The sequence below is a fragment of the Primorskyibacter flagellatus genome (assembly GCF_048268605.1).
Classification (GTDB): domain Bacteria; phylum Pseudomonadota; class Alphaproteobacteria; order Rhodobacterales; family Rhodobacteraceae; genus Primorskyibacter; species Primorskyibacter flagellatus.
In genome coordinates this window covers 22,150-44,784 of sequence record NZ_JBLWVF010000019.1, presented here as the reverse complement: position 1 = coordinate 44,784, position 22,635 = coordinate 22,150, and the positions used below count along the sequence as shown (strand labels likewise).

Genomic DNA, 22,635 nt, shown 5'->3' with positions numbered 1-22,635 from the left:
TTCATGTCCCAATTTAGCTCTGTCATTATCGGCAACGAAAGCCTTGTCATTCAATGCGGTGAACTGCTTCTGGAAGGGGATCACCCGATCCGCGCCGTCATCACCCGCAACGCCGATGTGCACGCCTGGGCCGAAGGGCATGGTCTGAATGTGGTGGCGACCGGGCCGGGTCTGGCTGACCGGCTGGCGGGGCAAGACTTCGACTGGCTGTTGTCGATCGCCAATCTCGACATCATCCCGCAGGCGGTGCTGGCAATGCCCAAACGCGGCGCGGTGAATTTCCATGACGGGCCGCTGCCTGCCTATGCGGGGCTGAATGCGCCGGTCTGGGCGGCGCTGGCAGGCGAGGCCGAACACGGCATCAGCTGGCACATGATCGAGGGCGGCTTGGACGAGGGCGACCTGATCGCAACCGCGCGCTTCCCCGTCTCTGACGCGGATACGGCGCTGACGCTCAACACCAAATGCTATGCCGCAGCCATCGACAGCTTCCCCAACGTGGTGGCGGAACTGGCAAAACCGGATCCTGCAAGGCAGGCTCAGGATCTGTCCCGGCGCAGCTATTTCGCCCGCGATGACCGGCCCGAGGCGGGCGCGCGGCTTGATTTCACCCGGCCCGCCGCCGATCTGGCGCGGATGGTGCGGGCGCTGGATCATGGCGATTACTGGAATCCGCTCTGCATCTCCAAGTTCGAGGCCGGAGGGCGGGTCTGGCTGGCACATGAGGCGCATGTGGCCACCAGCACATCCGGCGCTGCCCCCGGCGCGGTGCTGGCCGCCGATGCCGATATGCTGTCCGTCGCCACCGGCGCGGGCGATCTGGTCCTGACCCGGATCACCGATTGCAACGGCGCGCCTGCCGCGCCGCAGGACATCACTCGCGTTGGGGCGATCCTGCCCGCGCTTGCGGCCCAGACCAAAACGGCCCTGACAGAAGCCCTGGCACCACTTGCGGCCACCGATCCCGCATGGCGCGCCACGCTTGAGGGTATACACCCGCTCGACCTGCCCCTCTTGCAGCCCGCTGACGGTCCGCACCAGCCTATCGCGCGCCCCGTGGCTCTGCCCGAAGGGTTGCCGCAGGACAAGGCTCGTGCCGCCTTTGCCCTTCTGGGCGCGCGGCTATCCGGGGCGTTTCGCGTCGATCTGGCGCTGCATGCACCAGCCCCGCAAGGCCCCGGCGCAGCCTATATTGCCGACTGGCTGCCGCTGCGCGTCGATCAGGGCGACAGCTTTGCCAAAATGGCCTCTGCGCTGGACACCGCCATGGCCGAGGCCCGCGCCCGCGGACCCTTTGCCGCCGACCTGATCGCCCGCCTGCCCGGTGCCGAGCCCCCCGCCCTGCCAGTTCTGGGCCTGTCCGAAGATCCCGAAGCAGGCCTCGTGGCCCAAACCGCGCTGACCTTCGCGATAGGGTCCGGAGCGGCGATGCTTTTTGCCGACAAGTCCCGGATCAGCGACGCGGCGCTTGATCTTTATGCCGCGCGGCTGACACATCTTCTGGCGCATCTGGAGGACAGCGACGATCCGGCAACCCTGCCGATCCTGCCCGATGCCGAACGCCAGCAGGTCGTCATGGACTGGAACGCCACCGACAAGCCCTATGAGGCCGATCTCTGCGTACATCAGGCCTTTGAAGCACAGGCGGCACGCAGCCCGCAGGCCGAAGCGCTGGCCTTCGAGGGCAAAAGCCTGACCTATGCCGCGCTTGACGCGGCAGCCAACCGCATGGGCCACCAACTGATCGCGATGGGGGTGAAACCCGGCAGCATCGTCGGGCTGCACCTGCCGCGCTCGGCAGAGCTGGTTGTTGCCGCCTTTGCCATCCTGAAGGCCGGCGGGGCCTACCTGCCGATGGATCCCGCCTACCCCGCCGACCGAACGGCCCTGTATATCGAGGACAGCCACGCCGCGGTGATCGTGACCAATGCCGAACTGGCCGCCACCCTGCCGCAAAGCGCCGCGCAAATCCTCGACATCGCCACCGACCTGAGCGCCCAGCCGGAAACCGCCCCCGACAGCGGCGTTACGGGCGCGGATCTGGCCTATATGATCTACACATCCGGCTCGACCGGGCGGCCCAAGGGGGTGATGGTCGAACATCGCAACGTGGCCAATTTCTTTGCCGGGATGGATGACCGGATTGATCACAAGCCCGGCGGGGTCTGGCTCGCTGTCACCTCGCTGTCCTTCGACATTTCGGTGTTGGAGATTTTCTGGACGCTGGCGCGCGGCTTCAAGCTGGTGCTTTCGGGCGATGAAAGCCGCGCATTGGTGTCCGGCGATGCGCCCTCGGGTGCAGGGCTCGGCGGTATGGAATTCAGTCTCTATTACTGGGGCAATGACGATGGCGTGGGCCGGGACAAGTATCGCTCGCTTCTGGAAGGCGCGAAATTCGCCGATGAAAACGGCTTCTGCGCAGTCTGGACACCCGAGCGGCATTTCCACGCCTTTGGCGGCCCCTATCCCAACCCCTCGGTCACCGGCGCGGCAGTGGCCGGGCTGACAAAGAATATCGGCGTGCGGGCCGGGTCCTGCGTGGCGCCGCTGCACCATACCGCGCGCATCGCCGAGGAATGGGCGGTGATCGACAACCTGACCAACGGGCGCGCGGGTCTGGCCATTGCCAGCGGATGGCAGCCGGATGATTTCGTACTGCGCCCCGAAAACACCCCGCCCGAGAACAAGCCCGCGATGTTCCGCCAGATCGCCGATCTGCGCAAGCTATGGGCGGGCGAGCCGGTGGAATTTGCCCGCAAGGACGGGCAGATGCATGCGGTCATCACCCAGCCGCGGCCGATCTCGAAAACCCCGGATCTGTGGGTGACCACGGCGGGCAACCCCGAGACCTGGAAAGAAGCCGGGCGCAACGGCTGCAATGTGCTGACCCACCTGTTGGGCCAATCCGTCGAAGAGGTCGGCGAGAAGATCAAGCTTTACCACGAGGCGCTGCGCGAAGCCGGGCATGATCCGGCCCGCTTCAAGGTGACGCTGATGTTGCACAGCTTCCTGGCAGACACCCGCGACGAGGCCCGCGAAATCGCGCGCGAGCCGATGAAGGATTACCTGCGCTCGGCTGCGGGGCTTATCAAGCAATATGCCTGGGCCTTCCCCGCCTTCAAGAAACCCAAAGGCGTGGACAATGCTTTCCAGCTGGATCTGGGTTCGCTGACCGAAGAGGAACTGGAAGGTATCCTCGATTTCGCTTTTGAGCGTTATTTCAACGATAGCGGGCTGTTTGGCACGGTCGAGGACGCGCTGGCGCGGGTTGCGCAGGTCAAGAGCTTCGGCGTGACCGAGATTGCCTGCCTGATCGATTACGGCATCGATGTGGACACGATCCTTGCCGGGCTGGAACCGCTGGCAGAGGTGCTGCGCATCGCCAATGAAGGCGCAGGTCCGGCCGAGGATGACTATTCCATCGCCGCCCAGATCGTCCGGCATGGCGTGACCCATATGCAATGCACACCGTCGATGGCACGGATGCTGGTGATGAACGATGAAGCCAGTGACGCGCTGGCCCATGTCAAACATCTGATAGTGGGCGGAGAGGCGCTGCCCGGCGCGTTGGTGGGCGAGTTGGGCGGGTTGACCCGCGCCCATATCGAAAACATGTACGGGCCCACAGAGACCACGATCTGGTCCTCCACCCAGACGGCCGCGCCCGGCGCTGGCGTGGTGGGCATCGGCACCCCCATCGCCAATACGCAGGTCTATGTGCTGGATGACAAGCTGCAACCCCTGCCCATCGGCGCTGCGGGCGAGCTGTTCATCGGCGGCGACGGGGTGACACGCGGCTATTGGGAACGGCCCGACCTGACGGCGGACCGTTTCATCCCCGATCCCTTCTCGGACCGGGACGGCGCGCGGCTTTACCGCACGGGCGATCTGATGCGCTGGCGCATGGACGGCACGCTCGATTTCCTTGGCCGGACGGATTTCCAGGTCAAGCTGCGCGGTTACCGGATTGAACTGGGCGAGATCGAAAGCGTCATCGACACGCTGGACGGGGTGCGCCAGTCGGTGGTGGTCGCGCGCGAGGATCAACCCGGCATGCAGCAACTGGTGGCCTATCTGCTGACCGATAATCCGGTGGAGGAAGCCAAGCTCAAATCCGCGCTGGCCGAGCATCTGCCCGCGCATATGATCCCGGCGCGTTTCGTGGCGCTCGACGCCTTCCCGCTGACCCCCAACAAGAAGGTGGACCGCAAGGCACTGCCCGTGCCCCCGGCCCCGGTTCGCACCGCCGCGCCCCGGCCCGCGCCGCAACCTGCCCCCGCCGGAAACGGTGCTGCGCCGCCAGCAGGCGAAACCCGCAATCTGGAAGAGGTCACCGCCGAAATCGCGGCCATCTGGGCGGCAACGCTTGGCGTGGGCGATATCTCGGCGCGGGACAATTTCTTCGATATGGGCGGGCACTCGCTTCTGGCGGTGCAGACGCACCGGGAAATCCGCACCCGTCTGGGTGTCACCAAACTGTCGATCACCGATATTTTCCGGTTTCCCGTTCTGGGTGACCTTGCCGAGGCGGTGCACGGCAAGCTTGGCGGTGGCGCGGCACCTGCCAAATCGGCCAGTCCCGTGGCGCAAACCCCGCCCAGTGCGACAGCGGGCTCTGCCCCTGCAACCGGCAATGCCCGCGCCGATGCCATGGCGCGGCGCCGGGAAATGCGCGCCCGCCGGTCCCGGCAGCCCGAATGACCGACCTGCCCGCGCTGGCCGCTGCCTTGCGCGCCTGCGCGGGCCCCGGTATCGGCGTGGGGGTCGCCGACCCCCGTGGCATATCCGACCCGCTATTTGCGGAAGAAACTGCGGCAACCCGGAAAATGGTCGAAAAACGCCACAGGGAATTCGCCGCCGGCCGCGCCGCCGCACGCGCCGCCATGGCGGAACTGAGCCTGCCGCCTGTGGCCATCCCCATGGGCCATGATCGCGCGCCCGTCTGGCCAGAAGGCCTGTGCGGATCAATCTCCCATTGCGCCGGGGCGGCCGTCGCGGTTGTCGCCCACCACGACACGGCAACAGCCCTTGGCATCGACATCGAGGACGACACACCGCTGGACGCCGATCTCTGGCCCGACATTCTGACGCCGCAAGAAGTGGACTGGCTGATGCGCCAGCCCGAACCAACCCGCGGACGCCACGCCAAGGCAATCTTCTCCGCCAAGGAGGCCGTCTACAAAGCCCAATACCCGCTGACCGGGCGGATGCTGCGGTTCCACGACGTTGTTATTCACGCAGGATCAGAGGCATTTTCAGCCGACCTGCCTGATCGACATGTCACCGGCCTTCACCGGGTCGCTGAAGGGGTGATCCTGAGCTGCGTACGGCTGGCTTGAAACCGGCTGACCTTTATCGAACGCATGACTTCAACAGGGCTTCCACGGCAAGGTTTGCCGGGAACGGCACCCGTATAAAACCGATAACATCAGGGTGTGCCGCGCGTTATTGGGCCTCTTGGAACAGAAATCCCATATCCTCGACAAACCGGGCCTGGCGCACATAATCCGCGATCATCCGGTAGGCATTGCCCGCAATCTCGGCCCGCAGGTCCGGATCGGCCAGCGCCCGGCGCACCACTTCCTCGAGATCCGAGAAATCCCATTTCACCGGCAGATAGGTCACGCCCGGCTGGTAAATGTCGGGCAGGCTTTCAAGATGGCTCATGTCGGGCTTGATCAGCACTGCACCCGACAGCACGCCCTCAACATCGCGCCAGCATAATTCACCGTAGCCATGCGGGCTGAAACAGAGCTTCGACTGCCGCATCTCCTGCATGTATTGGGGATAGGACACCCGCTCTGTCGGCGACAGCGACAGCCCCTCAATTGCTCTTACCCGGGCCAAGGCATCCTCGCGCATTGCCTGATACCACGGCGAACCACGTTTGCCGAAGCGGGTCTGGATATCCAGAGGCCGATCTTCCAGCGAAGGCATCTCCTGGGCGGCAAAGGTTCGCAGGAACCGCGGCGCCGTGAAGAAATTGGGGCTGAGGCGCAGTTTGGGCAGGATCGCGCGCGGCACGTTCCAATCCACCGGCTCGGCGGAAATTCCATAGAGATCACCATAAAACTCGGTCAGGTTGGTATCGCCCCTGAAGGGGCGGAAAAAGTTTTCACGGTCGCGAAAGAGGCTCTTCTTGAGATAGAAACCGATCTCGGGCTCCAGCTGGGCTGCCATCCGGATATCGCTGTGAGCAAATGAATCGACAAAGGCAATGCGAGCCCCGGGATGCGCCTTGGCAAGAAGACCGAACACGCGTTCCAGCGTTTCCGGCGTGGCCGTGAACCAGACCTGAAGCAAGACAATATCGGCCCCGTCCGCCCGAGGGGCTTTCCCTGCGACCAGATCCGTCGAGGGGTAACAGCGCAGTTCCACGCCGTAGCGGTCGCGCAATTGCCGGGAATGGTAGAGAAACGGAAAGATCTGGGTAAAACTGATCGCGTTCGGCTCGTAATAGATCGCCATGCGCAGCGGCGCACGCCGCGAGAACGGACGGCCCAGGGCGCGCGCGGCGGGCCCGGAGAGGTTACGCCGGGTTGCGTATCGCCCAGCCAAGCTATCGATCCAGGATAGGTCCACCGCTGCCTCAAATCCTTGCAAAATCAAGATATTTTTGGCCATATTGGCCCATATACTATTGAAATCATTACCCTGTCCGCTACCATAAAATCCACCGGATTGTAAACGACGGTCACCTCCGTGCTGCAAAAGTTCAAACGCAAGAGTTCCGCATTGGCCCTGCTGTTTTTGTCAGCCTGTGGGCTTGCGACACGCGGTTGCGTGCCCGCGCCGCTCGATCAGGGGGCATTCGAGGCGCTGTATGAAACGCCTCTGGCGTCTGCGGAGGCCCCGCTCCGGGTCTATCATCTGGGGCACAGCCTTGTGGGCAGGGACATGCCGGTGATGCTGGCGCAACTGGCGGAGGACGGTCACAGCTTCAACAGCCAACTGGGCTGGGGGGCCAATCTGCGCGAGCACTGGGAACCGGATATTCCCGTGAAAGGATTCGAACAGGAAAACACCCATGCGCAATTCCGCGATCCACATGAGGCGCTGGCCTCGGGTGAATATGACGTGGTGGTGCTGACCGAAACCGTCGAGATCCGCGACAGTATCAAGTATCAAGATTCGCAGGAATACTTGCGCAAATGGGCCAGGGCCGCCCGGGACGGAAACCCCGAAGCACGGGTTTATCTCTATGAAACCTGGCACAATCTTGATGATGAAGAGGGTTGGCTGGCCCGGCTCGACCGCGATCTGGGTCTTTATTGGGAGGGCGAGATCCTGCGCCGCACGCTGGCCCATGACGACGTCACCCGGCCGATCTATGTGATCCCCGGCGGGCAGGTCATGGCGGCCTTCGTGCGCCAGGTTGAGGCTGCGGGCGGGATCGGCCCGATCCAGAGCCGCAACGACCTGTTCAAGGACCAGATCCACTTCAACGATTACGGTGCCTATCTGATGGCGCTGACCCATTACGCGGTGCTCTATGGCCGCTCTCCGGCAGGGTTGGCGCACGCGCTGGACAAGGCCAACGGCACGCCCGCCGCCGATCCCGGACCAGAGGCTGCCCGCGCGATGCAGGAAACCGTCTGGCAGGTCGTGACGGCCTATTCCCCAAGCGGCGTCGCCGAGGATTGAACGGTTACCTCCGCAGCCCCTTCGACCGAGATGGCAAGCACGCGGTCCAGCGCGTCACCATTGACCCAGAAGACAATTGCCGTGCAAATCACTGCAAGCGCTGAAAAAACACTGTCATGCAGGAAATCCTCTCCCCGGTAGGGACGGATCAGGTAAATCAGCACCGGATAGATCAGCAGTGCTGCGATGGGCTGTGCTATCATTGCACCGATCAAGCCAAATTGCGTCAGACCAAACACAAGAAGCGTTACCTGCATGACCAAACGAAAGACCTGAAAGCCCATATAGGTCTTGGATTTTCCAACCGATAGCAGCAGATTGGGATAGCTGTGGATGATCAGGCTGGGCATCAGAAACACGGCCAGAAGAACCAGAATTGGGCCGGAATCCTGATATTCCTCAGTATAGAGTAAATCCGTCAGCCATTGCCCCATCAGCCCCAGCACGAAAAGCAGCGTGAACATGCCCCCCGTCAGGCCAAAACGCGTCTTGGAAATAGCGCGCCGGTTGGCGGCGGACTCTGCTGGCGGGCGGGCACTGTAGAGCGGAAAGACCACCCGGCTCACGAAACTCCCCATGAGCGTCATCGGAACAGACGCAAAGAAGAAGGCGATATTGTAAAAGCCCAGATAGGCAAGGCTGAGAAATTTCGACAGCAGGATCCGGTCACCATTCTCGACCACGAATGTCACGCCGGAACTGACGAAGAGATATTTCCCGAAATGGAACTGTTCAAGAAATGCCGCGCGTTCGAATTGCAACCGGCTGGGATGGCCCGGTAGCATGATATGCGACAGGATCGCCGTCGACAGATTTGACACGATCATCCCGATCATCAGCGCCCAGACCGATTCCCAGACCAGTGCCAGCACAACCATGGTCAAGATCATCAGCAGTTGGCTGCTCAGATCCATCAGCGTCAGCCGCCCCAGAAGGATCTTCTTGTTCGCCGTGGCGATGCGGGTCGAGCGCAGCCCCATCACGAAGACGGACAAAGCGATCCCGTACATCAGCCCATGCAGGATCGGTTCATCGTAGAAATCCGCGACAGGCCCGGCCACGGCGCAACAAATGAGCGCGAGAACCGTGTGGCGGATGATCTGCAACGTCCAGGCCGTATTAAGAAAGACCGGCTCATCACCCCGTTTCGAGCGCACGATGCAGGTGGCCAGACCGATATCCGAAATCATCTGCAGCCCGGTCATGAACAGCGTCACGATCGCCATCAGACCGAAGGCTTCGGGAAACAGCAGCCGCGTCAGGATCAGGTTCGATCCCAGCCGCAGAAACTGGCTGGTGCCGAAGCCCATGAATGTCAGGGCCGAGCCGCGCATGACCCGCGCGCCCAAGCCGTCGCCCGACAGTTTGGTTCGGATGACCCCTAGCATGGCACATGCTCAGTGCAGGCGACGCGGCAAACCCGTATGATGCACATCATTTGCGTGCCACTAACAGATCGCGCAGGAAAACCTTCTCGGTCACGGCAAATCCGCACTTGATCATCCGAAGTCACTTTCAATTGCGCGCATAGACGTCTTCGTAGCGGATGATGTCGTCCTCACCCAGATAGGAACCGGTCTGCACTTCGATCAATACCATGTCGACTTTGCCGGGGTTTTCCATCCGGTGAACACCGCCCAGCGGGATGTAGACCGACTGGTTCTCGGTCACCAGCTTCACCTCGTCATCCACCGTGACCCTGGCGGTGCCCTGCACCACGATCCAATGCTCGGAACGGTGATGGTGGCTTTGCAGGCTGAGGGCCGCGCCGGGATGCACCACGATGCGCTTGACCTGAAAGCGATCGCCGAGAACGAGACTTTCGAACCAGCCCCAGGGGCGATGATCCACGGGGAAGGTGGTTGCCTGTTTGGCGCCTTTCTCCTTCAGGGTCGCGACGGCCTCTTTCACGCGCTGGCTGTCGGATTTATGGGCCACCAGCACCGCATCCGGCATGGCCACGGCGATCATGTCATCCAGCCCGATGCCGACCAGTTCCAGCCCCTCGGCCTCACTGCGCAAAAGCGTGTTGCGGCAATCAATGGCGGTGGCGTTCGTCGAGGCAACGTTGCCCGCATCGTCGGGCCCGCTTTCCTGCCAGACTGCGTCCCAGCCGCCCAGATCCGACCAGTCGCCGCCATAGGGCATCACCACGAGATTGTCGGCCTTTTCCATGATCGCATAGTCGATCGAGATTTCGGCAAGCTCTGCCCAGGGCTCTGCGGCCAGGCGGGTGAAACCCAGATCCCGCGCCGATCCGGCCACCGCGGCGCGGACGCCCGCCACCAGTTCGGGGGCATGCGCCTCATAGGCCGTGAGGATGGCCCTGGTCGAGAACAGGAAGATGCCCGCGTTCCAGAGAAAATTACCTGCGCCAAGCATTTCCGCCGCGCGCCCCGCATCGGGTTTTTCGACGAAGCGGGCCAATGGTTGCGGCGTGGAAACCGACATATCGGCACCGGGCGCAAGCTCCAGATAGCCATATCCCGTTTCGGGCCGGGTGGGTGCGATGCCAAAGGTCACCAGATCGCCGGCCTCGGCCCGCGGCACGGCAGCGGCGATGGCCGCGCCAAAAGCTTCCGCATCGGGAATGACGTGATCGGAGGGCGCGACAAGCATCAGCCCATCGGGGTCATGTTCTGCCAGCCACAGCGCCGCGGCCAGCACGGCGGGGGCGGTGTTGCGCCCTTCGGGTTCGATCAGGATGGTCTGTGCCTGCTGATGAATGGCAGCAAGCTGTTCGGACACGATGAAACGGAAATCCTCGCCCGTGACGATCAGGGGTGCCGCGAACGCATCGCCTGACAACCGGTGCGTGGAGGCCTGAAACAGACTCTGCGCGCCCATGAGCGAGGAGAACTGCTTGGGATAGGATTTGCGCGACAGTGGCCAGAGCCGCGTACCGGACCCACCACACAAAAGCACCGGAGTCATTTTCACCATGAAAGACCTTTCTTTGAATGGGTTTTGTTTAGGATCGCGGAGGTGTGGTTGTCCACGTTTGAATCGACGCGGCGTTGGCGGGATCGTGACGGATCACAGGTCCTCGCGGGGCATGGCGCTGGGGTGGCAGCCATTCATCACCACACCCAGCACATTCGTGCTTTCGGCCACTTCGCGCTCGCAGGCATCGAGATCGCTGAACTTGGTCCGGCCCGCCAGCGCCACGATCAGGGCACAATCGACCGTATTGAGAAATGCCCGCGCCCGGTCACCGCTGAGAATGGCGGGCAGGTCGAAGATCATGATGTCGGGTTGGTAGTTTTCCTGTGTGATATTGAGAAACGTCTCCATCCGATCCGACAGGATGAACTGCGTGGGATCGGGCTCCGGCTCTGGTGACGTCACGACCGCCACATTGTCACGCACGCGTATCGCATGGTCGCCCAAAGACACCCGCCCGGACAGCACATCCGAGAGCCGTTGCGACCTTTCAATGCCCAGAAACTCATGGACCGAAGGATCGCCCAGATCGAAATCGAACAGCATCGTGCGCAGATTGCCCTGGCGTCCAAGACCAAGCGCGAGGTTGCAGGCGACGGTCGTCTTGCCACTTGAGGAGACCGGCGAAGTGATCGCCAGGCGGGTCCAGCCGTTCTGCTGCATCTGCATCAGGATCTTGGTCCGCAGAATGTCAAAATTCGTCGCCCCGCGACCGGCATCATGCGCCACGATCCGGTGCTGGCGCAGACCCACATGGGACAGATCGACCTTTTCCAGCGCCTCCCAGGGCTCTGGCACGGTCTGTGGCAGCCCTGCCTGGTGCCGCCGGGGGGCTTTGGTCTGATCCGCGCGCCCGTCGCGCTGATTTCGGGCCCTGGCCAGAGCGGCCTGAAGTTTTTCCATTCTACATCCGTCCTTCCGGAAGTCCGCCAACCCGCATCATCAGGTCAATCCCAGCTTTTGCAGGACACGATCGGCGAGGATTTCGAGCGGCATGAACTCTGTGTGCACATAATAAAGCCCTGCCGGCACGAGCGTGAGCACCGCCACCAGCGTCAGAACCTGCAGGCTGCGCCGCCGCAAGCGCTCGCCCCGGGTCTCCAGATAGGGAAGTACCCCGATCGGCACGATATTGAAGCGCGCCTTGATCTCGGCGGGGTGGCGCACCCTCTGGTTCAAAAGCTCGAACAGCACGAAGACACCGATGGCCAGCATCAGCCCGCCGCCCACGCCGGCCGCAGCAATCTTCTTGCGCGGCGGCCCGGACGGATCCTGCGGCACGACAGCCCCCTCGATCAGGCTGATGCGCTGGCCCTGCGCGTTGACCTCGACCCGCTCGGCCATGCGGGCCTGGTTGAGATTGTTGAGCGTGGTGTTATAGCGCGCCCGGATGCTCTCAAGGTCGCGGTCCAGACGTTCCAGCGTGATCGAGTTGGTGGACGTCGCCGCGATGGCGCGGGCCAGCCGTTCAAGTTCGTCGTTGACGCGGGTGATTTCCTGATCGATCTCGACCACCCGCTGATCCAGTTCGGCCAGCGTGACGTCGATGATCGACGCCTCCTGCGCGGGCGCGCCGCCCTCCCCCGGGGTGGTGGCCGCCGTCTCGGTCAGGCTGTCTTCCAGCCGGGCAATCTGGTTCTGCACCAGCACGACCCTCGGATTGGTCTGGGAATAAACCGCCAGAAGCTCACGCAACTGCTGCTTGAGCTCTTCAAGGCGGCGCTCTTCGGGAGAGAGCTCTGCCACCGGCCGGTCAAGCCGCCCGGTGGCCTCGAAAAGGGACACCATTTCGTTGCGCTGGTTGATCACCCCGGCCCGTTCCTGCTCCAGCCGGCCCAGACGTTCCTGCAACACCGATTGTCGGTTCTGGCGGTAACTCAGGTCTTCGGGAAGCGCGTCCACATTCTCGTTCTTGAAGGCGATGATCCGGTTGCTCTGGGTGTCGATCTCGTCGGCCAGACGCTCGGTTTCCTGCTGAAAGAAGGTCAGCGTGTTCTGCGCCCGGTCGCGCCGGAAAGTGGCGTTGGCCTCCAGCACCAGCGTCGTGTAATCGTTGACCACATCCGCGGCGACCTGCCCCCGCGCGGCGGTGAAGGTGATCGACATCAGCGTGGCTTCGTTGCGTCCGCTTGACCGGCGGATACGCGTATTCTGCTGCATCGCATCGACGATGCTGTCGGGCGTCATCGCGTTCATGTTATCGAACACCCGGTACTTGCGGGCAATCTCGAGCAGGTTCGCCCGCGTCATCAGCTGTTCCTGGATCAGCTGAAGCTGCTCGGACGCTTCGGTGCGCACGATGGAGGCCACCATGTCGTCGGGAATCTGCGGTGCCTCCACCTGTAGGCGGGCCGTGGCCGAATAGACCGGTGGCAACGTCAACGCCGCATAAACCGCGATCGCGGAGCAGACCATCGCCAAGCCAACCATGAGCGGCATCCGCCGCCGCACGAGCATCCAGTAAAACCGTATCGGCAACATATTACTCGGCAGCCTCCGACGAGGGAATACAGAAGGATTTGGACAGGACCAGCGGATCAGGGCGCGAAATCAGGATGACGCCATCCTCCATCAGTTCCCGGACGATGTCGCCCCCCACCTGCTCCATCTCCGCGCTGGCCGCATAGACCAGCGCCAGATCGCAGATCTTGTTGATCATCCGCGGCACCCCGCCGCTGATCTCGTGGATGATGTCGGTGGCCTCCCCGGAAATCTCCTCTCCGGTGCCGTCCACGCTGCGCAGACGAAACCGGATATAGTCGCCTGTATTGGCGCGGTCCATCGGCGTCAGATGATAGCTCACGCTGACCCGCTGCGCGAATTGGCGCAGCTCTGGCTGCGAGATCATCTCGCGCAGTTCCGGCTGGCCCAGAAGCACGAATTGCAAAAGCTCATCCTTGTTGGAATTGACATTGGTCAGCATCCGCAGCTCTTCCAGTGTTTCCGGCGTCAGGTTCTGCGCCTCGTCGATCACCAGCACCACGAAATGTCCGTGCGCGTATTGCTCCAGAACAAAATCGACAAACTGCTGGAACATGGTCACATAATCGGCGCCCGGCGCAACAGCGAGATCGAAGGCGTTGAGCACCCAGCACAGCAGATCGCCCCGCCCCCCTTGCGCGTTCGAGATCAGCCCGACCACGGCATCCTCGCTCATATCGGCAAGCATCGCCTGCAAAAGCGTCGTCTTGCCGGTGCCGACCTCGCCGGTCACGACCGTCAGGGGCGCGCGGGTCATCAACCCGTATTCAAGCACAGAGAACGCCCGCTTGTGTGCCTTGGACCAGAACATGAAATCCGGGTCCGGCAACAGCGTGAAGGGCCGCTCCGAAAAACCGAAATGTTGCAGGTACAGATCTTGTTTCAAAACACACACTCGAAGTTCACACTGACGGCCCGTTTGTTCCGGAACGCCACAGGTTACAGGCCTTACACCATCTACATATGCTTTTCATAGGGTAACTGGCCGCTTGCTTAAAATGACAGATACCCCAAAAAAACGTACCGGAATTATACCTTCCGACAGCAAATATGTCATAATCTTATTATTGCGACAGGTCATACCTGCCCAGGAAAAGGGCATGACCACAATTTTTTTGAACAAACCGTGACAGGACACAGCCCGGAGCGGCTGTTGCGTCACGGATCACTCCGCCACCAGCGCGTGTCAAATACAGAACAAGCCACCAGAAAGTTGACATCTTCGGGTGTTTGTTTGTTTACCGATAAGGTCAACGTCTTTTAGACAGTTATCGAAACTCGGTCACCATGGGTCTTTTCCAGCATGATACGTCTTATTCTATCCGGCCTGTGCGCCGCCTGCCTGTTCATCGTGGCTACGGTTGCAAACGCACAATCCAGCTACCGGGTACAGCAGGGCGACATGCTGGTGATCGAGGTGCTTGAGGATCCCGGCCTGAACCGCTCGACCGCGGTCCTGCCCGATGGCAATTTCAGCTTTCCCTATGCCGGCACGCTGCGGGCGGGGGGGCGCACCGTCTCGCAGATCGAATCCGCCATCCGCAGCGCCATTGCCAGCAATTTCGCCAACCCGCCGACCGTTTTCGTCTCGGTTCAGCCGCTCGAACGTGAGCCGGCCGCGCCCGAAGAACCCGAAATGATCAAGGTCTATCTTCTGGGTGAGGTCGGCGCGCCGGGCCTTGTCGAACTGGAACCCGGCAGCACCATCCTGCATGCGATCGCCATAGGCGGCGGGCCATCGCGCTTTGCCGCCACCAAGCGCATCCAGCTGCGCCGCACCGATCCGCGGTCCGGCCGCCAAGGCGTGAGCACGATCAATTACCGGGCCATGTCGCAGGGCGCGGGCCTGCGCCAGGATATCATACTTAGGGATGGCGATGTTATTCTTGTTCCAGAACGCCGCCTGTTCGAGTAAACCTCGTCGGCGCCCGGGCAACTGGCGGGCTTGTCACAAAGCAGGAGGCGCCGGTCTGGCTGTGCTGATGAGTGTCAGCACGCCGCTGGCTCAGGAGACCCCTGCCAGCGCCCGACAGTTCACTCTCGATGTCGCACAACGCCTCGAATGGAGCGACAACCCCGATCTCGCGATTGACGGCGAGGACCGCCTGCTGGCACGCACCAGCCTGCGCTTCGGGCTGGAACGCCGCACCCGGATCGACCGGCTTTCGTTCTCGCTGGGTGGCGATCTGGAAGTGTCCAATGACGACGCCACGGGCTTCGAGCGCCCCAGCCTGTCCCTGGCCTGGCAGCGTGATGTCGGCCATTCCCGGATCGGGGCCGCCTTCGATTTCAGTGAAGTCGATCTTGGCAACACCACAAGCACAACTTTCGACGAAGACACCCAGAGCACCGATTTCATCACCGTGGACAGTGGCGCGCGCCAGACCGCCAACCTGTCGCTGACCGGCGCTTTCGGCATCGAGGAACCGTTCGGCGGCAGCTACCGGCTGTCGCAACGGCAGGTCCGCTATATCGAGACATCCGACACCAGCCTACAGGATGCCGACCGCCTGTCCTTCGATGGCGACCTGCATTTCGAACTCGATCCGCGGATCACCCTTGGCCTGACCGCAGCCTACACGGATTTCGACGAGGAAGGCCCGGACGATCTCGACACCGTCACCTCCAGGCTCGAAAGCTATCTCGACATGGACATCACGCCGCGATTGTCCAGCCGTATCGGGCTGGGATGGCAGGAAATCGTTCAAAGCGGCACCAGCGACCTTACCCGGGACGGGCTGGTTCTTGATGCGTCCCTGACCCAGGCACTGCCCCGGTCCACCATGGAATTGCGGACACAGTCGCGCATCACCTCCAACGGGCGGCGCAACGAATTGCGCTTCATCCACAGCCTTGAACAGCCCCTTGGAAGCCTGCGCTACTCGCTGGGCGTCTCTCAGACAGAAGATCTGGACCCCGCGCCCCTTTTCGGGCTGTCCTGGCGCCGTGAGTTGCCGCGCGGAGCGGTCTCTGTCGACCTGGAACAGGTCGCCACGACGGATAGCGATGACGCAGAAGTCGTCAACAGCCAGCTGTCGTTGAGCTACCAGCAGGACCTGACAACCCGAAGCGGGTTCGATGTGCAATTCGTCATGCGCGACAGCGACGAGCGCGCCGATAGCGGCACCGACTCCCGCAGCTACAATCTCGGCCTGACCTACCGGCACGCCGTGACAGAAGACTGGGACTTCACCGGCGGCATCTCCATGGTGCGCGTCGAAGAGGACGGCACAGCCGACCGCGATTCCAACACGGTCTTCATCGGGCTGCAAAGACAGCTTGTCTGGAACTGAGCGCTCCTAGACATGCTGGCATCTCAAGCAGCTCCTTCTCCGAGACGCGTACACTCACCGAAGGCCCTGCCCGGCTCTCGTCGGTCAACGCGATCCGCGGCCGCTCCAACCGGCTGACAGTCGCGCGATGGACGCCCGGAACGCGTTCAAGCCGACTTTACTCATTTGCAAGCCTTCGGCATAAGATTTTCGCACAAGTGAAGGACTTTTTGATGCCAGCCTTACCTCGCCTCTCTTATTTGACATCTCTTCGTCCTGTGGCATTCCAAACCTTTATCCTGCGTACAGTCACCGAGTTGCGTCTACCCAGCCTCGCTGTAAGGATCAGCGCCGCCCGGCAACCGAAAGACGTACATCTAATCGGGCCGGAAGAGGAGGCAGTCTGCGCCTCGACTTTCCATTTGATGGAGAAAGGCAAGAGCCCTGCATTCATGGTCATTATGCTTGCGGCAGAGCGAGCGCGTCCGAGACACCTCGTCGAGACGCTCAGGCTTGCGTTTCGCGCAGCTACTTCGGGCCTGAAAGGGACGTTGAAGAAAACCTCTTCTTTCGCCAAAACGCTGGTTCCGGTGTGCAACGTCAATGACCAGAACATTAATTTTGCCGATCCTGCGCGGGTCATTTCCTGATGTGCGGCATTACCGGTTATCTGTCCACCACGGCCCCGGCGCTTGCTTGCGAAGAGATCCTCGCACCCATGATGCAGGCCATATCTCATCGCGGCCCGGACAGTCGCGGCCATTGGTATGATCCCGAGGTCGGGCTCGCACTGGGCCACCTTCGCCTCGCCATCGTCGATCTGAGCCCCGCTGGCGCGCAACCCATGGTCTCGGCCTCTGGTCGCTGGGTGCTGTGTTTCAACGGCGAGTTCTACAATCATCGCCAGATCCGAGCCGAGATAGAGGCCACGGGCCGCGCCCCTCGCTGGCGCGGAACCTCGGACACCGAAACCTTCCTTGCAGGCATCGATGTCTGGGGCTTGCGCGAGACCCTGGAGAAGGTCATCGGCATGTTCGCGATCTCGCTTTGGGACCGCGAGAACCGCGTTTTGTATCTGGTGCGCGACCGGATGGGAGAGAAGCCGCTCTATTATGGCTGGCAGGGCAAAGGCGAGGCGCGCTCGCTTCTCTTCGGCTCGGAACTCAAGGCTTTGCGCGCCCACCCGGTTTTCGAGGGCGACATCGCGCGCTCAAGTCTGGTGGAGGTGCTCCGTCACGGCAATGTCGGCGAGAACCGGTCGGTTTACGAAGGTATCGGCAAGGTGCGCCCAGGCGAGATCGTCACGATCGAGGTTCAATCCGGCAAGATAGAGAATGATTTCTACTGGAACGGTGCCGAGATCGCCGCCGCGCCCAAACCGCCGCGTCGTGACGATGCACAGGTGGTGGACGACCTCGAGACGTTGCTGCTGGATGCTGTGGGGCAGCAGATGATGTCAGACGTCCCGTTGGGGGCATTCCTGTCGGGCGGCATCGACAGTTCGGCCATCGTTGGGCTGATGCAGCATCTTTCGGACCGTCCGATCCACACCTTTTCCATCGGCTTTCACGAAGCGCGTTACAACGAGGCGGAATTCGCCCGCTCCGTAGCGAACCATTTGGGCACGCATCACACCGACCTTTATGTGACCGATCAGGAGTTGCGTGACGTCGTCCCGATGCTGCCGACCATGTATGATGAGCCCTTCGCTGATAGTTCGCAAATCCCGACTTTTCTCGTGTCAAAACTCGCTCGAGAGCACGTCACCGTGTCACTTTCGGGCGATGGCGGGGATGAACTGTTTTGCGGCTATGGTCGATATGCCCATGCCAGCAAGCTGCGGGCAAAACTGGCGGCGATGCCTGCCCCCTTGCGGTCCTTGGGCGCTGGTGCAATCCGGGCCATTCCTGCTGGTGCACTGACCGCGGCCTTGGCACCGATCATCCCTACCCCGCAGGGCAAAGAGCCTATCGGCCAGCGATTGCACCGCCTCGCCAATTACGCACGCCAGCCCGATCTGGAGACACTGCACCGCACCATGATGTCAGTTTGGCGCTTTCCAGAGGCCGCCGTGCCAGGGGCGACGCATCCTCCCTCGATGCTGTCAGATCATCTGCCGCCACGCGGGGATCTCAGCGATATCGAGCGGATGATGCAGCTCGATATGCTGACCTACATGGTCGATGACATCCTCGCCAAGGTGGACCGCGCGACAATGGCCGTGGCCCTCGAAAGCCGGGCACCGCTTTTGGATCACCGCGTGGTGGAATTCGCGCTCGGCCTGCCCGAAGATCAGAAACTGCGGGGGGACGTCACCAAATGGGCGCTGCGGCAGGTTCTCTACCGTCATGTGCCCAAAGAACTCATAGAGCGTCCCAAGATGGGCTTCGAAGTGCCTATCGGCCTGTGGCTGCGCAGCGGGCTGAAGGACTGGGCTGCGGCGCTTCTCGATCCCGTGCGCCTGCGCCGGGAAGGAAATTTCGACGCCGACCTGATCGACCGCCTCTGGCAACAGCATCTCTCGGAACGTTTCAACTGGGGCCCGCAATTGTGGAATGTCCTGATGATCCAAGCCTGGCTGCAGACCCTGAGCAAGTGAGATGATAGCCAAGTTTTGGGCGTTCTTGGCGGAATTACGCACTTACACGGCAACCTAGTCGGCTGGTTCCCGCCACACAGCGGAAACCAGCCGCTTTGCGTACGCCGTTAACTTGTCTGCAACCATTATTTCCCTAAAAGGCCTTAAAGCGGACACTCACCGGCCACTCACCGGTCATTGTCCGACGGTAAAAGTCACGAGGGAACAGGAGAGCATATCTCCGTTTGAAGTTTACATCCGCGCTCTGGCACAGGCCATTCGCGCGCCGAATGGGGTATGCCCTGCAGACCCCTTAAACAGATTTGTCGACAGATATCTGTCGCAAGATGAAAACCTAGGGGCTTGCTCACATGCCACTTTCGCTACTCAATCTCGGAAATGCCCAAATCTCTGGGGGACGGGCCACAACACTTCTGCCCGGAAATTACGAAACCGCACGCAATGTCAGCGTGATCGACGCCCCGGACGAGGGGCGCCTGACCGTCAACCCCGACAACTCCCTGGCGTTGGTGATGACCGGAAGCGATTATACCGGCTCGCTCTCCTTCACCGTCGAAATCACCGCGGCAAACGGTGCCACATCACGCCAGACCGTGAACCTGGAAGTCACGTCACCGTCTCAATCCGCTGGCTGGGGAACCGGTGCCGACCAGTACATGCTGGAAACCGATGCCAATGACAACTTGGTCGTCGAAACCGGCGACAATCACCGCGAAGTCTATGTCTCCGCATCGGCTGATGCCCTGACGGTCGCCGATATTGCCGCGCGTGAAGGCATCTCGCGCTCTGCTGTAGATGGCGAATGGCTGGCGGCCCATCCTGAATATGGCTCCAATCCCGATATGGCGCTGGCGCAGGACGCGGGCGCGATGCTCTGGACCCAGCTGACCCGTGCAGATCTGGGGGCCGAGCCCGGCTCGCACTGGCTGCGCTTCGAAAAAGGCTACAGCTATGATGGCTTTGGTGGGAGCAACGCCGGCCTGTTCCCGCACGGCATAACGGGCGAGGATGAGCTGCACCCCATTGTCATCACCTCTTATGGGCAGGGCGAGCAGCCGGTCCTCGAAAACGGCCAAACTGCTATTCGTGATGAGTTCTCAAATATTGTTGTCCACGATCTGCATTTCACTGACCGGATTGATTTGGTGGGTCCAGATGGCACCGATAGCAAGAACGTTATCTTCGATTCTCTGACCTTTTCCGAAGATGGCGAAATCTCGGCGCAGAAAATGGATGGCATCACGCTCCGCAATTCAACCATCGCGAATACCGGTGAGGACACGCCGGTAAATGGCAACAACTGGCAACCGAGCCCTGATCGCGACTATGGCATCTACTCCAGCAGTGCATCAGGCGTCTTGATCGAGAACAACAAATTCGTTCACATCGGCTGGGGCGACGGGTATGATCCGAACGGAGATGGGGACTTCCCGCAACCCCCAAGCATGCTCACCCACAACGTCTACATGCAGCATTCGGTACGGGACCTGACCTTTCGGGACAACATCTCTGCCGAAGCCTCATCCTTCGGTGCCAACCTTCGAAGCGGCGGCTTTGTCGAAGACAATCTTTTCTACGAGAACAATGCTAGCGTGGTCACCAGTGGCGGCGATTGGCAAGGGAGCGGGCAAGTCGGCAATTTCTCCCTGCTCTCGGGCAATGTCATAACCTCAGCCGGCTACAAGGACGCCAACAGTATTGGCGCACTCGCCTTGGGAATCACCAACAACGCCCTAGATACAACGCTGGTCGACAATATCGTGGCCCATCAAACGGATCCCAACGACCCCGGAGCGCTGGAGGACCAGCCTTCGAGCCACGGGGGCCTGAACAACAGCTTTGACCCTTTCTACAACGACACCATCGTCCATAACTGGTATGGTTCAAACGCTGTTGATTGGGGGATGGTTGACGACTTGCAGCAAAACATCGGCGGGCTGGACATCGATCTGCTCAACGACACAACCATCACCAATCTTGCACGGACCCTGCTGAACGATCCGCGCGCCGATGCCGGAGACTTGGCCGACTGGATTACGGAGAACGACGTATCAGCCGACGAGCTCAACGCCTATTTCCAAGAGGCTTTCGGTGTTTTGCAAGGCACGCGCACCAGCGCTGAAGAGATCCGCTTCATCCCCAACGAAATTGGCGACGGGGTGCGTTGGGACAACCGCATCAACTGGAGCACCGAAGATCTGCCCGGCACAGTGGCGGGCGACGGCGTGGATCTGGGCGGCAACTGGGTGGTCTATGGTGGCACCAACACAATCCGCGCGCTTGGCTTTGGCGACGGCGGACAGCTCGACATCTCGCATGGGCGTCTCGACGTCACTGCACGCACATACGCAGAGGGTGATGGCGGCTTCGTAAATCTGAGCTCCGCAGGCCAATTCTGGCTCGGCACAGGCCATATCGGAGCCGCGACCCTGAACGTGTCTCTGGATGGCGGGCGCTTTGCCAATACTGGCGTCATTACCGGAAATGTCGACCTGTTCGTGGATGACGGTCAGGCCCTTCTCAGCGCTGATGGGGGCGACTTCACTCTGGGTGCCGGAGAGAGCCTTGTGGTGCGCGGGGCCGATGCCCAGGTCGGCTTTGACGGCTATAACAATCAGTTGGGCGTCATCTGTTTCGATGCCGGCTCCGAAGTGGTCTTCATGAGCGACGGCACCGGCCTCGGATCGATTTCCGAGTTCCGCTCCGGTGCCTATGGGGACGCACCGCGGGTCAACTCCCATATCGAACTCTCCCTGACGGATATCGTCGTCGACCTGTCCGCGACCTCCGGCCTGGCCAATGGCACATACACTCTGATGAGCGCGGATGAAATCACCGGCAACATCGATTCCTTCGACGTCATTGGACTTTCCGCCAATCGCAGCGCCACCCTGACCATCAATCACACCACCGACGTGGTGGAGCTTCAGATCGAGAACGGCAGAGGCACTTCCATAGAAGCGGTGGGCAACAACAGTGTTAACCAGATAAATGGCACGAATATAGGCGAAGAAATCATCACCGGCGCGAGCCATGACCTGATCAAAGGCTATGGCGGGGATGATATCATCCGGTCCGGCTTTGGCATCGACATCGCCTGCGGCCATGCAGGCAACGACTTCATCAATACCGGCGCAGACCGGGACCTGGCATATGGCGGGCTTGGAAACGACACGATCCTGGGCGGAGCCGGCCAGGATTGGCTCAGAGGCGGCAGTGACGATGACGTCCTCTATGGTGAGCAAGACAGTGACCAGATCGAAGGTGGATGGGGCAACGACACCCTGACCGGTGGCGCGGGGGCCGATGTCTTCGTCTTCGCCGTTGACGGGCGCGACTGGGGCGATGTCATCACCGACTTCCAGGTTGGCACGGACAAGCTTGTCCTTGGCGATGTGGATAACGGCTTCCGGGGCTTCAAAGGCATCACCCTGTCCGAAAGCAACAACGATGCCGTTATTTCCTACAATGGAAATTACATCCTGCTTCGCGACGTCACCATGGCAGAGGTCGAACAGAATGTTGGCGATATCTTCGGCACTGCCTCGGATCTGATCTACGATCGGTTCGCCGATTTCCTCGTCTGATCGTCTGACCCGGCCGCCGCTTCGTTGCGGCGGCCGGGTTGTTTTTCGTTTCGCACGCGAAACGCCATATTCCAAAATATTGTTTTTACTTAATTTTCCTGAAATAATT

14 protein-coding genes are annotated in these 22,635 nt (G+C 61.4%); 8 read left to right on the top strand and 6 right to left on the bottom strand.

What is annotated here, in order from left to right:
- Window positions 1-3: 3 nt before the first annotated feature.
- Complete coding sequence (locus ACN0WV_RS16325) at window positions 4-4,701, top strand: MupA/Atu3671 family FMN-dependent luciferase-like monooxygenase (protein ID WP_116599840.1); 4,698 nt, start codon at window positions 4-6, stop codon at window positions 4,699-4,701.
- On the top strand, window positions 4,698-5,339 hold the full coding sequence (locus tag ACN0WV_RS16320) for a 4'-phosphopantetheinyl transferase family protein (RefSeq protein ID WP_116599839.1): 642 nt from the start codon (window positions 4,698-4,700) through the stop codon (window positions 5,337-5,339). The genes ACN0WV_RS16325 and ACN0WV_RS16320 overlap by 4 nt, the downstream gene beginning before the upstream one ends.
- 106 nt (window positions 5,340-5,445) lie before the next feature.
- Here the strand turns inward: ACN0WV_RS16320 and ACN0WV_RS16315 are convergent, their stop codons facing one another.
- Entirely contained in the window at window positions 5,446-6,558 is a 1,113-nt protein-coding gene (locus ACN0WV_RS16315; RefSeq protein ID WP_157960654.1) for a glycosyltransferase, read from the bottom strand.
- A 225-nt stretch (window positions 6,559-6,783) separates the two neighbouring features.
- On the opposite strand from ACN0WV_RS16315, the gene ACN0WV_RS16310 reads away from it, so the two are divergent.
- Window positions 6,784-7,644: a hypothetical protein gene (locus ACN0WV_RS16310; RefSeq protein WP_417607157.1), complete on the top strand. Its 861-nt coding sequence runs from the start codon at window positions 6,784-6,786 to the stop codon at window positions 7,642-7,644.
- On the opposite strand, the gene ACN0WV_RS16305 is transcribed toward ACN0WV_RS16310, so the two are convergent.
- From ACN0WV_RS16305 to ACN0WV_RS16285, 5 genes are all read right to left on the bottom strand, one after another.
- Window positions 7,614-9,032: an oligosaccharide flippase family protein gene (locus ACN0WV_RS16305; RefSeq protein WP_116599837.1), complete on the bottom strand. Its 1,419-nt coding sequence runs from the start codon at window positions 9,030-9,032 to the stop codon at window positions 7,614-7,616. The two genes, ACN0WV_RS16310 and ACN0WV_RS16305, sit on opposite strands and share 31 nt — an antisense overlap.
- A gap of 127 nt (window positions 9,033-9,159) precedes the next feature.
- Window positions 9,160-10,587, bottom strand: a complete 1,428-nt coding sequence (locus ACN0WV_RS16300) for a mannose-1-phosphate guanylyltransferase/mannose-6-phosphate isomerase (RefSeq protein ID WP_116599836.1) — start codon at window positions 10,585-10,587, stop codon at window positions 9,160-9,162.
- A gap of 93 nt (window positions 10,588-10,680) precedes the next feature.
- A complete protein-coding gene (locus tag ACN0WV_RS16295) occupies window positions 10,681-11,490 on the bottom strand; it encodes a tyrosine-protein kinase family protein (protein ID WP_116599835.1) in 810 nt (269 codons plus the stop codon).
- Between the two features lie 39 nt (window positions 11,491-11,529).
- Entirely contained in the window at window positions 11,530-13,044 is a 1,515-nt protein-coding gene (locus tag ACN0WV_RS16290) for a GumC family protein (RefSeq protein ID WP_417607154.1), read from the bottom strand.
- A 25-nt stretch (window positions 13,045-13,069) separates the two neighbouring features.
- Window positions 13,070-13,954, bottom strand: a complete 885-nt coding sequence (locus tag ACN0WV_RS16285) for an ExeA family protein (protein ID WP_116599833.1) — start codon at window positions 13,952-13,954, stop codon at window positions 13,070-13,072.
- A gap of 417 nt (window positions 13,955-14,371) precedes the next feature.
- Here ACN0WV_RS16285 and ACN0WV_RS16280 point away from each other — a divergent pair, with 417 nt between their 5' ends.
- The 5 genes from ACN0WV_RS16280 to ACN0WV_RS16260 all read left to right on the top strand — a co-directional run bounded on the left by ACN0WV_RS16280 (window position 14,372) and on the right by ACN0WV_RS16260 (window position 22,526).
- Entirely contained in the window at window positions 14,372-14,983 is a 612-nt protein-coding gene (locus ACN0WV_RS16280) for a polysaccharide biosynthesis/export family protein (RefSeq protein WP_116599832.1), read from the top strand.
- 67 nt (window positions 14,984-15,050) lie between these two features.
- A complete protein-coding gene (locus ACN0WV_RS16275; protein ID WP_116599831.1) occupies window positions 15,051-16,361 on the top strand; it encodes a TonB-dependent receptor in 1,311 nt (436 codons plus the stop codon).
- 197 nt (window positions 16,362-16,558) lie between these two features.
- A complete protein-coding gene (locus ACN0WV_RS16270; RefSeq protein ID WP_157960652.1) occupies window positions 16,559-16,990 on the top strand; it encodes a hypothetical protein in 432 nt (143 codons plus the stop codon).
- Entirely contained in the window at window positions 16,990-18,939 is a 1,950-nt protein-coding gene (asnB, locus tag ACN0WV_RS16265; protein WP_116599829.1) for an asparagine synthase (glutamine-hydrolyzing), read from the top strand. Before ACN0WV_RS16270 ends, asnB begins: the two co-directional genes overlap by 1 nt.
- Before the next feature lie 350 nt (window positions 18,940-19,289).
- Window positions 19,290-22,526, top strand: a complete 3,237-nt coding sequence (locus tag ACN0WV_RS16260; RefSeq protein ID WP_116599828.1) for a calcium-binding protein — start codon at window positions 19,290-19,292, stop codon at window positions 22,524-22,526.
- The last annotated feature ends 109 nt before the right edge of the window (window positions 22,527-22,635 follow it).